Annotated in this window: 14 protein-coding genes; 8 read left to right on the forward strand and 6 right to left on the reverse strand. The window is 64.2% G+C overall.

The features are described 5' to 3' along the window. Nucleotides 1–2 precede the first annotated feature (2 nt). The 4 genes from EP867_RS05925 to dusB all read right to left on the reverse strand — a co-directional run bounded on the left by EP867_RS05925 (nucleotide 3) and on the right by dusB (nucleotide 5854). On the reverse strand, nucleotides 3–2204 hold the full coding sequence (locus tag EP867_RS05925) for a sensor histidine kinase NtrY-like (protein WP_128487356.1): 2202 nt from the start codon (nucleotides 2202–2204) through the stop codon (nucleotides 3–5). Nucleotides 2205–2385: 181 nt separating this feature from the next. Beyond that, nucleotides 2386–3768 (reverse strand): response regulator, encoded by a 1383-nt coding sequence (locus tag EP867_RS05930; protein ID WP_128487281.1) that lies wholly within the window; start codon nucleotides 3766–3768, stop codon nucleotides 2386–2388. Continuing rightward, nucleotides 3768–4847 carry a two-component system sensor histidine kinase NtrB gene (locus EP867_RS05935; RefSeq protein WP_128487282.1) on the reverse strand — a complete coding sequence of 360 codons (1080 nt, stop codon included), beginning with the start codon at nucleotides 4845–4847 and terminating at the stop codon, nucleotides 3768–3770. Before EP867_RS05935 ends, EP867_RS05930 begins: the two co-directional genes overlap by 1 nt. After that, nucleotides 4844–5854 (reverse strand): tRNA dihydrouridine synthase DusB, encoded by a 1011-nt coding sequence (gene dusB / locus EP867_RS05940; RefSeq protein ID WP_241656830.1) that lies wholly within the window; start codon nucleotides 5852–5854, stop codon nucleotides 4844–4846. Before dusB ends, EP867_RS05935 begins: the two co-directional genes overlap by 4 nt. A 242-nt stretch (nucleotides 5855–6096) precedes the next feature. Here dusB and EP867_RS05945 point away from each other — a divergent pair, with 242 nt between their 5' ends. The 3 genes from EP867_RS05945 to EP867_RS05955 are packed head-to-tail and all read left to right on the forward strand — an operon-like array spanning nucleotide 6097 to nucleotide 8199. Further along, the gene (locus EP867_RS05945; RefSeq protein ID WP_128487284.1) at nucleotides 6097–7230 is read left to right on the forward strand and encodes a bifunctional 2-C-methyl-D-erythritol 4-phosphate cytidylyltransferase/2-C-methyl-D-erythritol 2,4-cyclodiphosphate synthase; all 1134 of its coding nucleotides are present in this window, start codon (nucleotides 6097–6099) and stop codon (nucleotides 7228–7230) included. Next, nucleotides 7227–7730, forward strand: coding sequence for a phosphatidylglycerophosphatase A family protein (locus tag EP867_RS05950; RefSeq protein ID WP_128487285.1), 504 nt, complete (start codon nucleotides 7227–7229; stop codon nucleotides 7728–7730). Before EP867_RS05945 ends, EP867_RS05950 begins: the two co-directional genes overlap by 4 nt. A gap of 1 nt (nucleotide 7731) precedes the next feature. Next, nucleotides 7732–8199, forward strand: a complete 468-nt coding sequence (locus EP867_RS05955; RefSeq protein WP_164888779.1) for a CinA family protein — start codon at nucleotides 7732–7734, stop codon at nucleotides 8197–8199. Here EP867_RS05955 and EP867_RS05960 read toward each other — a convergent pair. Then, complete coding sequence (locus EP867_RS05960) at nucleotides 8160–9230, reverse strand: Hint domain-containing protein (protein WP_241656831.1); 1071 nt, start codon at nucleotides 9228–9230, stop codon at nucleotides 8160–8162. The genes EP867_RS05955 and EP867_RS05960 overlap by 40 nt on opposite strands. Before the next feature lie 141 nt (nucleotides 9231–9371). On the opposite strand from EP867_RS05960, the gene EP867_RS05965 reads away from it, so the two are divergent. Next, nucleotides 9372–10151 (forward strand): SDR family oxidoreductase, encoded by a 780-nt coding sequence (locus EP867_RS05965; RefSeq protein ID WP_128487287.1) that lies wholly within the window; start codon nucleotides 9372–9374, stop codon nucleotides 10149–10151. A gap of 43 nt (nucleotides 10152–10194) precedes the next feature. On the opposite strand, the gene msrB is transcribed toward EP867_RS05965, so the two are convergent. Beyond that, nucleotides 10195–10590 (reverse strand): peptide-methionine (R)-S-oxide reductase MsrB, encoded by a 396-nt coding sequence (gene msrB, locus EP867_RS05970; protein WP_128487288.1) that lies wholly within the window; start codon nucleotides 10588–10590, stop codon nucleotides 10195–10197. A 97-nt stretch (nucleotides 10591–10687) separates the two neighbouring features. Between msrB and EP867_RS05975 the strand changes: the two genes are divergently transcribed. From EP867_RS05975 to EP867_RS05990, 4 genes are all read left to right on the forward strand, one after another. Next, nucleotides 10688–11377, forward strand: a complete 690-nt coding sequence (locus EP867_RS05975) for a GNAT family N-acetyltransferase (RefSeq protein ID WP_128487289.1) — start codon at nucleotides 10688–10690, stop codon at nucleotides 11375–11377. A gap of 125 nt (nucleotides 11378–11502) precedes the next feature. Beyond that, the gene (gene nrdR / locus EP867_RS05980; RefSeq protein WP_128487290.1) at nucleotides 11503–11970 is read left to right on the forward strand and encodes a transcriptional regulator NrdR; all 468 of its coding nucleotides are present in this window, start codon (nucleotides 11503–11505) and stop codon (nucleotides 11968–11970) included. A gap of 12 nt (nucleotides 11971–11982) precedes the next feature. Then, complete coding sequence (ribD, locus tag EP867_RS05985; protein ID WP_241656832.1) at nucleotides 11983–13086, forward strand: bifunctional diaminohydroxyphosphoribosylaminopyrimidine deaminase/5-amino-6-(5-phosphoribosylamino)uracil reductase RibD; 1104 nt, start codon at nucleotides 11983–11985, stop codon at nucleotides 13084–13086. Beyond that, entirely contained in the window at nucleotides 13083–13523 is a 441-nt protein-coding gene (locus EP867_RS05990) for an acyl-CoA thioesterase (RefSeq protein ID WP_128487291.1), read from the forward strand. The genes ribD and EP867_RS05990 overlap by 4 nt, the downstream gene beginning before the upstream one ends. Nucleotides 13524–13574: the final 51 nt, after the last annotated feature.

The raw sequence follows: 13574 nt of genomic DNA on the forward strand, positions 1-13574 counted from the left end.
CCTTATTGTGTGTGACGGCTGCGCCGGGGCGCAGCCACCGCGAGCGGCAGGCGGATGACCGCCATGGCGCCGGGCCGGTCGGTGCCCCCGATGAGGGGCGCATCCTCCAGCATCAGCGTACCGCCATGTTCTTCAATGATTTTGCGCACGATCGGCAGGCCAAGGCCGGTGCCCTTCGCGCGGGTGGTAACATAGGGTTCAAAAAGGCTGGAGCGGTCTTCAGGAAGGCCGCTGCCATTGTCGGAAATCCGCAGGACCGCAGAGGGGCCTTCGGTGGTCAGTTCAATCAAAATCAACGGCGTATGTGACTGCGGCGCATCCTTGTCGCGGAAGGCGACAATGGCCTCACCTGCGTTTTTCAAAAGATTGGTCAGGGCCTGGCCGATCATGGTGCTGTCGAGCGGCAGGGTCAGCGGCTCTTCGGGCAGGCGGGTTTCAAAGTGCACATCGGGCTGGCCCGCATCCTGCAAAAGCACCGCATCGCGCACCAGTTTCACCAGGTTCTCGTCGCGGGTTTCGGGAACCGGCATCCGGGCGAATTTAGAGAATTCATCGACGATGCGGCGCAGATCGCCGGTCTGGCGCACGATCACATCGACCAGATTTTCCAGCGCCTCGTAGTTTTCTTCATCCAGCTTCGGGCCAAAGCGACGGCGGATCCGCTCAGCGGAAAGTTGAATGGGGGTGAGCGGGTTCTTGATCTCATGGGCAATGCGGCGCGCCACATCCCCCCAGGCCGCCATCCGCTGCGCGGTCACAAGATCGGTCACATCGTCAAAGGCCACCACATAGCCTTCGGCGATATTCTCATCCGAAAAGCGCGGCGCGATGCGGACCAGCAGGCTCTCCATCCGGTTTTTGCGGGTCAGGCGGATCTCTTCCTGAGCCGTGGTCTCATTCTCGCGGGCATGCTGATAAAGCGTGGCAAATTCCGGCACCAGAAGCGCCAGGGGGCCGCCCTGATCCTCCTGCTGCAGATCCAGCAGACGGCGGGCCGATCGGTTGAGGAAGACCACCTGGCCCTCGGCATCAAGCCCGATCACCCCAGCAGTGACGGAGGCCAGCACGGAATCAAAGAGCCGCCGCTGCGCCTCGGTGACGGCGTGATTGCGGTTGAGCGCTTCATGCTGGTGTTTCAGCTGCCGCGCCATGCGGTTGAAGCTGTGGCCCAGAAGCGCAATCTCATCGCCGGAATGAGTGGGGGCGACGCGGACATCAAAGTCCCCTTTCCCGACGCGGGCCACAGCCCCTGCCAGTTCGCCGACCGGGCGGGCAAGGCGCTCTGCGATCCAAAGTCCCATCCAGACCGCTGCAAGGATCAGGATGAGTGCAAAACCGATGTAGAGAAGGCCAAACTGAAAGAGTTGCCGCCCGCGCTCGGCTTCAAGCTGGTTGTAAAGCCGCACGCTCTCTTGGGTGTCGTCCAAAAGCCGCAGCAGCGTGCCGTCAACCGTGCGGCTGACATAGATCAGCCGGTCGAGCAGATCGGGCAGCAGCATGAGCACGCGAAATTCGTTGTTCGGCCAGTCCTGGATCAGCACCGTCTCGCCGTTGATGGCGCGGGCCAGTTCCTCAGGCGTGGGCTTTTCAAAATCAAAGAGATAGGAACGCTCGCCCCGGGCGCGGATCTCGCCGGTGCCGTCAATCACAAATGCCTCGCGCAGGCCGCGCTGAAGCTGGGCCTGCTCCTGGGTCAGAAAGAGCCGCATATCGCCGTCATTGGTGACGATCCCGGTCTGGCGCGCATGGCCGAGGCGCGAGGAGAGCGATGTGGTGTCATCGACGAGGGCGCGGCGCTGCTCTGCCTCATAGGCTTCAGCCGCCGAGCGTGAGGCCCCGATGACCGAGCGGACCCGGTCTGAAAACCAGCCCTCTAGGCCGATATTGATCGTCAGAACCGCAAAAATTGCGATGAGAATGGTGGGCACCAGCGCCACAAAGGCGAAGATGCCTGAGAGCCGCAGATGCAGCCGCGAGCCGGACTGCTGCGCCCGCCGCCCCGCCAGAACCCGCAGAACCGTGTTCAGAACCAGGGCCGCCAGCAGCAGGATATAGACCATATCCGCCAGCAGCACCGCCCTGAGCCAGCGCGAGATCGAGCGTTCTCCGAAAGGGCCAAGGACCAGAAAGGTCAATACGGCCAGCAATGGCCCCAGCACCACCAGTCCGAGCTGGAAGGTGGTGCGCACGGAGCGCGACCGCATAAGGCCGTAAACACGGTCCCAGAACCCTGGCAGTGCCGTCACCTGCACCTGTGCCCCTCTCCTCCCGGCCACAGACAGCCGGGCGAGACCTGGCATATCCGGGGGGCGCTAATGCGCAAACCTCAACATCTTCGGGGCGACGCGCGGGGTAAGACCGCTTCGCAACGCCCCTGTTGCTGTTTTACATCAACTTCCGCCGGCGTGTCACGCGGATATCAAGATCCGTGATCTTCTTGCGAAGGGTATTGCGGTTGATCCCCAGGAGATCCGCGCAGCGCGCCTGGTTGCCACCGGTCGCATCCAGCGCGATTTCGAGCAGCGGCGCCTCAATTTCGCGCAGAATACGCTGATAAACGCCGGGAGGGGGCAGGGCACCGCCGTGCAGATCAAAATAGCGCTGCAGGTGCCGTGCAACTGAGGCAGAGAGCTTTTCGCCCTCCGGACCACCCCGGGCCGGCTCGGCGGCAGGCTGATTGCCCAGCACCAGCTCCACATCGGCGCGGCTGATATCGTCGCCCGAAGCGGTGACCGACAGACGCCGGATGGTGTTTTCCAGCTGGCGGACGTTTCCGGGCCAGGAATAGGCGCGCATCAGCTCTTTGGCTTCCGGAGAAAGATTGCGCGGCGGCGCGCCATCACGGCTGGCGCGGCCAAGGAAATGCTCGGCCAGCAGCAGGATGTCTTCGACCCGCTCCCGCAGCGGCGGGACCGGAATGGTGACACCACCGAGACGGTAGTAAAGCGCCTGGCGGAACTGGCCATCCTCAATGCGGCGGGTCAGATCGACCTGGCTCGTGGCCATCAGGCGCGGCGCGCTTTCGCCAAAGCCGTCGATCATCCGCACGAGGCTGGCCTGAGTTTCCTCATCGTAATCGGCCACCTCATCGAGCACCAGGGTGCCCGAACGCGCCCGGGTTTTCAGCGAGGCGATGCCCTCAGGCGTGGCCAGATCAGCGGCCTGGGCGACCACGAAAGGCTGCTCGCGGCGATCTGAGAAATCATGGATCGCTTTGGCGATCAGCGATTTGCCGGTGCCGCTTTCGCCGGTGATCAGAACCGGCAGATCGGTGTTCATCACCCGCGCCACCAGACGGTAAAGGCTTTGCATCGCCGTGGTGCGGCCCACCAGCGGCAGATCGTCAACGACTTCGCGCGGCGGCTGGGTGATCGAGGTGACAACGGGGCGCGAAGCAGGCTTGCGCCGCGTCTCCAGCGCTTTGGCGGCGCGTTTCATCAGATCCGGCAGATCGAAGGGCTTGGGCAGATAATCCCAGGCATCGGCCTCGGTGGCCTGAATCGCCGTCATAATGGTGTTTTGCGCCGAGATCACGATCACCGGAAGCTCGGGGCGCAGTTGTGAGATGCGCGGCAGCTGCTCAATGCCGTTGCCGTCGGGCATGATGACATCGGTGATCACCAGATCGCCTTTGCCCTCCTCCACCCAGCGCTGCAGCGTCATCAGCGAGGATGTGGCATGCACCTTGCAGCCCGCGCGCGTCAGCGCCTGGGTCAGAACCGTGCGGATCGTGCGGTCGTCATCAGCGACCAGAACCGTGCCATCCATCAGCTTTTCCTTTCAGCTTTGGGCACCATCGGCAGCGAGATGCGAAAGACGGTGCGGCCAGGCACCGAATCTACCGCAATCCAGCCGTCGTGGTCTGAGATAATTTTGGACACCAGCGCGAGGCCCAGCCCCGTGCCATTGGTTCGCCCTGAAATGAAGGGCTCAAACACATTGGCCAGCATATCCGGCGCGATGCCGGGGCCGTCATCGATCACCTCGATGTTCAGCGGCAGCGCGCGAGATGTCCCGTCGGGACGGCGCAGCCGCAGGCCATGATCGTAAAAACTGCGCAGCCGGATCGTGCCGCCACCAGGGCCGGCCGCTTCGGTTGCGTTTTTCAGAAGGTTCAGGAAAACCTGCAAAAGCTGATCGGGGTCGACCAGAGCCGCAGGAAGCGAAGGGTCAAAGTCCTCAACGAAGGTCATATGCGAGGCATAGCCCACCATGGCCGAGCGCCGTGCCCGGTCGAGCACATCATGGAGATTGACCGGGGTGAACTCCGGCGGACGGGTATTGCCGAACTGCTCCACCTGCTCGAGCAGTTTGACGATGCGGCGGGTCTCTTCGACAATCAGCTCGGTGAGTTCCTGATCCTCGGGCGAGAGGCCCATCGACAAAAGCTGTGCCGCGCCCGAGATGCCTGCAAGCGGGTTTTTGATCTCATGGGCCAGCATCTCCGCCATGCCGATCGCGGATTTTGCCGCCGAGCGCGAACCGGTGCCGCGCCCGAGGCGATCGGCCAGCTCACGCGGCGAGATCATCACCAGAAGGGTCTCGGGCGCATCCTGGACCGGGGCCACATGCAGCGTGCACTGCACGGGCGGGCGGTCGCCCGAGGTGACATCGACGTCATTGATAAAAAGCGCCGATTGATTTTTGCGCACCCGCGCCAGCCCCTCATCGAGCGGCGCATCGATTGACAGGATGTCGAGCAGCGGCTGACCCTTCAGCGCGCGCAGCGACATATTCATGAACAGTTCCGCCGCCGGATTTACTTCGCGAATAGTATTGTCAGGCTCGATCAGCAGAGCCGGAACCGGGAGCGAAGCCCAGATGATGCCGGGGGCGGGCAGGGTCATGCAGCGTATCTTTCGGGGGCAGGGTGCGGCGCATCGCGCAGGGCCGACACCAGGGTGGAAATAACGGCAGAAGGCTCATTGAGCGTCAGAGCCTTTGCGCGCAGCACAGGATCTGCCCCGGCGGCGTCGAGATACCAGCCGAGATGCTTGCGCGCGACTTTCAGCGCCAGCTCAGTGCCATAAAAGCTCAGCATGGCCTCATAATGAGTCACCACCAGATCCGCGAGCGCCGCGCCGGTCGGGATCTGCGGGGCAGGTGCGCCAAAAAGCTCATGGGCAATCTCCGCCAGCACCCAGGGGCGTCCCTGAGCGCCGCGCCCGACCATGACGCCATCCGCGCGCGACAGGCGCAGCGCCTCGGCCGCCTTTGCCGGAGAGGTGATGTCACCATTGGCAATCACCGGCAGCGAGACGGCCTCTTTCACCCGCGCAATTGCCGCCCAATCGGCCTTACCTTTGTAAAACTGGCAGCGGGTGCGGCCATGGATCACCACCATCTGTACACCGGCGACTTCGGCACGACGGGCAATCTCCGCCGCGTTATGGCTCTCGTCATCCCAGCCGAGCCGCATTTTCAGCGTCACCGGAACCGAGACGGCTTTGATCACCGCTTCAATCAGCGAAATGGCGTGGTCGGGTTCGCGCATCAGCGCCGAGCCGCAGGCTCCGTTGCCGCCCGCCGCCGTCACCCGCTTGGCGGGGCAGCCCATGTTGAAATCAATGATCTTCGCGCCCTGGCCTTCGCAGTATTTCGCAGCCTCTGCCAGCCAGTGTGCCTCACGCCCCGCCAGCTGCACCGAAGTGGCCGCTTCGCCAAAGCCAAGTTCCGCCTTGGCGCGGGCCAGGGGACGGCCCTGGACCACGTCCTGGCTCGCGATCATTTCCGAGACGACCAGACCCGCCCCAAAACCCGAAACCACCCGCCGGAACGGCAAATCCGTGATCCCCGCAAGCGGTGCGAGGAAGACCGGCGGGTCGAGCGGAAGGTCTGCCAGAGAAAGGGTCAACTGCCTGATCCTTGTGCGAATGGGTTGTGGGTATGCAGGCACGACCGGGTCGTCCATGCGGAGCGGGGGGATTTTTCATGCTTTACAGGCAAGTGCCTGCAGATTTGGCGCAAAAAGCGGGCAAATGCACGAAAAATGAGCGACGCGCGAAAATTCGGCTGCGCTCTGCCAGCCGCCTGAGGTGGACAGGGCGCGAGCGAGAGCATAGCACAGGCGCAAAGCCGCAGGACAGGAGCGCGAGGATGCGTGAGGCCGCCATTATTGTCGCAGCCGGACGGGGCAGCCGCATGGGCGGCGGTGTGCCAAAGCAATGGCGCGCTCTGGCGGGACGTCCGGTCCTGGCCCATGCGGTCGACGCTCTGAGAGCAGCAGGTCTGACCAGGATCGTGCTGGTGCTGCACCCCGAAGATCTGAACCGCAGCGATATTCCCGGCGGCTGCACCCTGGTGGCCACCACCGGACCTGACCGCGCCGATTCGGTTCAGGCCGGTCTGAAAGCGCTGGAGGCAGAGGCTCCCGAGCATGTCTATATCCATGACGGTGCACGACCTTTCCCCGGTGCCGGGATGATCGCAAGGCTGCGGCAGGCTTTGCAAAGCCACGCCGGAGCGGCCCCGGCGCTTGCGGTGACCGACAGCCTCTGGCGCGGGGACGGCGGCCTGGTCAGCGGAACGCAGAGCCGCGAGGGCCTTTACCGCGCGCAGACCCCCCAGGCCTTTCACTATCGCGCAATCTCTGCCGCCCATGCCGCCCATCCGGGCGGTGCGACCGATGATGTGCAGGTGGCCCGGGATGCAGGTCTTGCCATTGCGATCGTGGATGGGGATGAAGATAATCTGAAGCTGACCTGGCCCGAAGATTTCGACCGGGCAGGGCGCATTCTGAAAGGACGCGATATGGATATCCGCATGGGCAACGGCTTTGACGTGCATGCCTTCACCGAAGGGGATCACGTCTGGCTCTGCGGGGTGAAACTGCCGCATGACAAGGCGCTGCTGGGGCATTCGGACGCGGATGTGGGCATGCATGCGCTGACCGATGCCATCTATGGTGCCCTGGCGGAGGGCGATATCGGCACCCATTTCCCGCCGTCAGATCCGCAGTGGAAGGGGGCTGAAAGCCATATCTTCCTGCGCCACGCCATGGAGCGGGTGGCAGCACGCGGCTATAAGCTGGCGAACTGCGATGTGACTTTGATGTGTGAGCGCCCGAAGATCGGCCCGCATCAGCTGGCCATGCGCCAGGCGCTGGCGGAGATCATGGGTGTGGATGTGGCGCAGATCAGCGTCAAAGCCACCACCACCGAAAAGCTGGGCTTTACGGGCCGCGAAGAGGGCATCGCCTCTCAGGCGACGGCCCTTCTGGTGCGGGCATGATCCGCTTTATCACCACCTTCGGCTATACCGGGCTGATCCGCCCGGCACCTGGCACCTGGGGCTCGCTTGCAGCCCTGGTGCTTGGGGTGCTGATCGTTGAGGGGCTGCACCCGCTGCTGCTGCCGCTGGGCGTGGGACTTGTGACTTTGCTGGGCTTCTGGGCCGTGCCACGGGCCGTGGCGGGCCAGGCCGACAAAGATCCTTCTGAGATCGTGATCGATGAGGTTGCGGGCCAGTGGCTGGCGATGTGCTTTACGGCCCTGCCGCTCTGGCGTCATGGGGTGTCAATGCTGGAGGCCTGGCCGGCCTTTGTGGTGCCCTTCGTGCTCTTCCGGCTTTTTGACATCACCAAGCCCTGGCTTGTGGGGCGGGCCGACCGGCGCGGTGATGCGGCGGGGGTCATGCTCGATGATCTCTGGGCGGGCTTGTTCGCCGGGATCGCATCGGTCATCCTTGCGGGCCTTTATCACGCTGTGCTGGAGCCGGTCCTTCATGGATGACATCCGCCTTGCCGCTTTGATCGAAGCCGCCCGCGATCAGGGTGCGCATCTGACCACCGCCGAAAGCTGCACCGGGGGCATGGTGTCCGCTGCCCTGACATCGGTTCCCGGTGCCTCTGATGTCTTTGAGCGGGGCTTTGTCACCTATTCCAATGCGGCAAAGACCGAGCTTCTGGGCGTCAGTCCTGAGACCCTGACACGCTATGGCGCGGTCTCAGAGGAAGTCGCGCTGGAGATGGCGGCCGGGGCAAGGGCGCGTGCCGGGGCCAGGATCGCGGTCTCCGTGACCGGGATTGCCGGGCCGGGCGGATCAGAGTTCAAACCGGAAGGCCGGGTCTGCTTCGGCCTGGCCGATCAGCGCGGACTGCATACCGAGACGGTCGAGTTCGGCGCTTTGGGGCGGGACAGGGTGCGGGCTGCGGCCTGCAATCACGCCCTTGATCTGATCACCCGCAGCCTCGGCCTCTGAGCCGGGCGCAACCGGCTTTGCAGGGCGGGGATCAGCGCTTCGCCCGCCGTTTCGCCAAAATGCGGCTCCTGGACGAGGCCGGGAAGGTGGGATTCCACCTCCGCCCGCAGGGGCGCGGGCATGGCGGCAAGGGTCGCGTCATTGACCATCAGGCTTTCAACCGGGATCCCTTCGGCATAGATGATCTCATGCCGGTCAAAAACCAGGCTGAAGTATTCCGCGTAACCCCCTTCGCGCACATAGACTTTTTCATCATCAACCAGATGGCGGGCCTGGACCAGAAGCTCTGACTTCCGTTGTCCGGGCAGCCGGTCGCGCTGATAAAGAAACAGCCGCTGGTGCGGACCGACGACCAGTTCGCCCTCATTGCCAAGGGTGCCTGCAGGCACAACCACCGGCGCAAAACTGCCCCGCGCCCGCAGCGTGGTGGTGCCGATCCAGCGCAGCACCTGGGCGCCGTGATCCCGGGTCAAAAGCCGCTCGCCGGGGCGCAGCGTTTCAACCGGCACAGAGGTTCCGTCCGCCCGCATCACGCGGGTGCCGCGGTGGAATGAGAGGCACAACAGATCAGCCAGCCGCAGATCCTGCGGCGCGGGCTCAGCCGTCAGCAGCATATATTCCGTGCGCGGCACAAGGGGGGAGAGCGGCAGCACATAAAGCGCAGCCGGACCGCTCAGCCCGCCGCTGTGGCAGCGTATGAGCAGCAGATCCGCCTTCTGGCCGTCGGGCGCCATAAAGACCAACCGCCCCGAGAGCACCACCGGATCCCCCGGCGCGCCGATGGGAGAGCCTGCCGCGATCTTTTGCCCCCGCGCCGCCGTGCGGCTGACCCCGGGACGCGCGAGTGCAAGGGGCAGCAGCCTGGCGGACGAATCAAGCTCATAAATATCGCCCGCGCACAGCGTCTCTCGCTCCCCGAGGCCATCGCCGTGGTTGGCTCCGGCTGAGACAAAAAGATCATCTGCCGCAAAGACATGCACAATATGCGCAGCATCGGTCAGAGAGGCGTTCAGATCGGCGTTCAACGTCACGTCAGTCTCCGTCACGGCGCGGTGAGGGTAAATTATCTCCGCAGGATAGTGGAGAATGCGTTCACTCTGGCGGCGGAAATGCGGCACAGTGGTGACAAACGCATGAGACGGGCCGTGCGTTGCAGTCTGAAGGGAGCAAATATGGATTTGGGCATCAGGGGGAAGCGGGCACTGGTCTGCGCGGGTTCGAAGGGTCTGGGGCGCGGCTGCGCCGAAGCCCTTGCGGAAGCGGGCGTGGACATCGTTCTGAACGCACGCGGCGCTGAGGCGCTTGAGGTGACCGCAGCCGATCTGCGCGCGCGGTTTGGCGTTGAGGTGACCGCCGTTGCCGCCGATATCACAACCGAAGAGGGCCGCGCAGCGGTTCTGGCGGCGGCCGGGCAGATCGATATTCTTGTGACCAATGCGGGCGGTCCGCCCCCCGGTATGTGGAGCGACTGGTCGCGGGAGGATTTCATCCGCGCACTTGACGCCAATATGCTGACGCCGATTGCACTCATGCAGGCGCTCCTGCCGGGGATGATGGAGCGTGGCTGGGGGCGGGTGGTGAATATTACCTCGCAATCGGTGAAATCGCCGATCGCAACCCTGGGTCTGTCGAATGCTGCACGCACCGGGCTGACCGGATTTGTAGCCGGAACTGCGCGTCAGGTTGCCCCGAAAGGCGTGGTCATCAACAACCTTCTGCCGGGCATCCATGCCACCGACCGGGCCGTTCACCTGGACGGCGCGGCCTCAAAGGCCGAGGGGCTGTCGGTCGAAGAGATCCGTGAACGCCGCACTGCCGGGATCCCGGCACGCCGCTATGGCACTGCGGCAGAGTTCGGCGCAACCTGCGCTTTCCTCTGCTCGCAACACGTGGGCTTCATGATTGGCCAGAACATCCTGCTCGATGGCGGTGCTCTGAGTTACACTCTGTAATCAGCCTGTTACCGGGTGATCTTAAAGTGACTGGAGGGGGCTGTCAGGCCTCCTCCGGCTCAAAGCGCAAGGCAACGCCGTTGATGCAATAGCGCAGACCGGTGGGCGGCGGGCCGTCGGGGAAAACATGCCCAAGGTGCGAGTCACACCGCGCGCAATGCACCTCCGTGCGGCGCATATTAAAGCGCTCATCCAGGGTGTGGCCGATCATCTCTTCTTCGATCGGCGCAGAGAAGGCAGGCCAGCCGCAATGGGCTTCAAACTTCTGCAGATGATCAAAGAGCGGCGCATCGCAGCCCACGCAGCGATAGGTTCCCGGCACATCCGGGAAGTTGTCGTGGGTGAAGGGGCGCTCGGTGCCATGCTCGCGGGTGACGTGATAGGCGAGATCGGAAAGCATTTCGCGCCATTCGGCTTCGCTTCGTTCCACTTTGTCCATGTCCGGCCTCTCTTGTTCCTGACGGGGTCTGGCCCCTAAGATGGCCCCGCGCCGCCTTCGGGAAAAGGGGGGCTGATTGTTTTTCGGGGAAAGATCAATGGCATCACCGCGGGCTCTTCTGCGCTATGCCGAAAGTGGCGAGGATCTGGCGGCGGTTTCCGCGCTGCGTGAGAGGGCTTTTGGCAGATCTGCGGGGGCGGACCCCTGGGATGCGCAGGCACGCCATCTGATGCTCTGGCGCGGGGAGCGGCTGATCGGGACGCTGCGCCTCTCGCTCTGGCGGGGGGCGGCGGGTCAGGCAGGCTATTCCGCGCAATTTTATGACCTGACGCGGTTTTTTAACCATTTCCCGGCCAGCCTCGAAGTGGGGCGGCTGTGCCTTTGCCCTGAGAGCCGCGATCTCTTCGCACTGCCGCAGCTCCTGGGTGGTGTGACCCTCGCCGCACAGGAGAGTGGCGCTGCGGTTCTCTTCGGCTGCGCCTCCTTTGAGGGCTGTGATCCCGCGCCGCACCTTCCGGCCCTGGCGCATCTGGCGCAAAGCGCGCTTGCCCCGGCAGAGTGGCGGCCGGGGCAGACGCTGGCGGGGGCCGTCTCTCTGCCGGACGTCGCCCCGAAAGGGCAGGTCGTTCTTCCGGCGCTGCTGCGCGGCTATCTCGCGCTCGGGGCGCGGGTCAGTGATCATGCGGTGCCGGATCCGGTCCTGAACACATTGCACGTCTTCACCGCGCTTGAGCCTGCGCGGATCGCGCCGGGGCGGTTGAAAGTTCTGCAATCTCTGGCGGAATGAGACGGATACGCAACAGGTGGAAACAATATCCAGGGGATGGTATGGCGGGTTGTAGCAGTTCTGCCCGCCCGCGCTAAGCTGGGTGTCAGTGCTGTGATCTGACACAAAGAGAGCAAGGACCCCTCATGCGTTGCCCGTTCTGCGGCCATATCGATACGCAGGTGAAAGACTCGCGTCCTGCAGAAGACCACGTCTCGATCCGCCGTCGCCGCTTTTGTCCGGCCTGTGGCGGGCGTTTCACCACTTATGAGCGGGTGCAGCTGCGCGATCTGGTGGTGGTGAAAACTTCCGGCCGCCGCGAAGACTTTGACCGCTCCAAGCTGGAGCGCTCTATCCGCATTGCGATGCAGAAGCGTCCGATCGAGCCCGAGCGGATCGATCAGCTGATTTCCGGCATCGTGCGGCGGCTCGAAAGCCTTGGCGATACCGATATTGCCTCGCATATCATCGGTGAGATCGTCATGGAGACGCTGGCGCGGATCGACACCGTGGCTTATGTGCGGTTCGCCAGCGTTTACAAGAACTTCCAGGCAGCAGATGACTTTGATCGCTTCGTGGCAGAACTGCGGCCAAAGCCCCGCGACGACGAGTGAGCGGGCAGAACCGTGAGCGTTGAAGAAGATCTGCGCCATATGGCGCATGCGCTGGCCATGGCGCGGCGGGGGCTGGGGCGGACCTGGCCGAACCCCGCCGTGGGCTGCGTCATCGTTAAAGACGGACGTGTTCTGGGGCGCGGCACCACGGCGCCGGGCGGTCGGCCTCATGCCGAACCCCAGGCTCTGGCCCAGGCGGGCGAGGCCGCCCGCGGCGCGACCGCCTATGTCACCCTCGAGCCCTGTGCCCATACCGGCAAAACCGGCCCCTGTGCAGAGGCCCTGGTGCGGGCGGGCGTGGCGCGGGTCGTCTCGGCCCTTCAGGACCCGGATCCTCGGGTGGCGGGGCGCGGACACGACATTCTGCGCCGCGCCGGGATTTCTGTGACGACCGGAGTGCTGGCCGCAGAGGCGGCGGCGCTGCAGGAAGGCTTTCTCTCGCGGATCACCCTTGGGCGGCCCATGCTTCGGCTGAAGCTGGCTCTGACGCTCGACGGGCGTATTGCCACCGTAAGCGGTGAAAGCCGCTGGATCACCGGGCCTGAGGCGCGGGCGCGGGTGCATCTGATGCGGGCGGAACATGATGCGGTGATGATCGGCGCCGGAACCGCCCGGGCGGATGATCCTGAACTGACCCTTCGCCTTGCGGGATATGACCACCGGCCGGTGCGGATTGTGGTGTCGGGGCGTCTCGATCTGCCGCGGGGCGGACAGATGGAGGCATCGATCCCTCAGGGGCGGTTCGTGCTGATCCACGGGCCGCAGGCCCCGCAGGAGGCGCGAGACCACTGGATGAACTCCGGCGCAGAACTGATTGAGATTAAAGAGCAATCAGATGGCGCCGTTTCACCCGCAGCGCTGATGCGCGCCCTGGGGGATCTGGGCCTGACGCGTGTCTTTTGCGAAGGCGGCGGGGCCTTTGCTGCCGGGCTTATACGGGCCGGTCTGGTGGACCGGCTCGAGGTATTCAGCGCCGGTCTTCTGATGGGCGCGGATGGCCGCGCGGGCCTGGGCGAACTCGGCCTGAGTGCTCTCGCGGATGCGCCGCGTTTTCACCTGAGCCGTTCGCAGCAGATCGGCGCAGACCTCTGGCAAAGCTGGAGCCGCAGCGCATGAGCCGTCTGCCCCCCTCACGCCGGGCCGATTATCCGGTTTTTGAGGCGCTGGCGCTTCGCTGGGATGACAATGACATCTACGGCCATCTCAACAATACCGTGCATTACCGGCTGACGGATACGGCGGTCAATCAATGGCTTTTGCGGGCAGGGCTGCTGGATCTGCACCATTCAGAGCATCTGAATATGGTGGTCGAGACCGGCTGTCGCTTTCACGCAGAGGCCGGATTTCCCGACCGCGTTACGGCAGGTCTGCGGGTGGATCACATCGGCGGCTCCTCCGTGCGCTGGCAGATCGGACTTTTCCGCAATGACGATGACAGTGCCTTTGCGGATCTGAGCTTCACCAATGTCCGCGCAGGGCGGATTTCCCGCCGCCCCGAGCCGCTGCCGGAGAGCCATCGTCTGGCCCTCTCCGCGCTGATGAAGAAGGGCTAAGTCCCTGCGCGCGCTTCTTGTCATCGCCTAGCTCTGCGGCTAGGGTTTCGC

Source organism: Falsigemmobacter intermedius, assembly GCF_004054105.1.
GTDB classification, from domain to species: Bacteria; Pseudomonadota; Alphaproteobacteria; order Rhodobacterales; family Rhodobacteraceae; genus Wagnerdoeblera; species Wagnerdoeblera intermedia.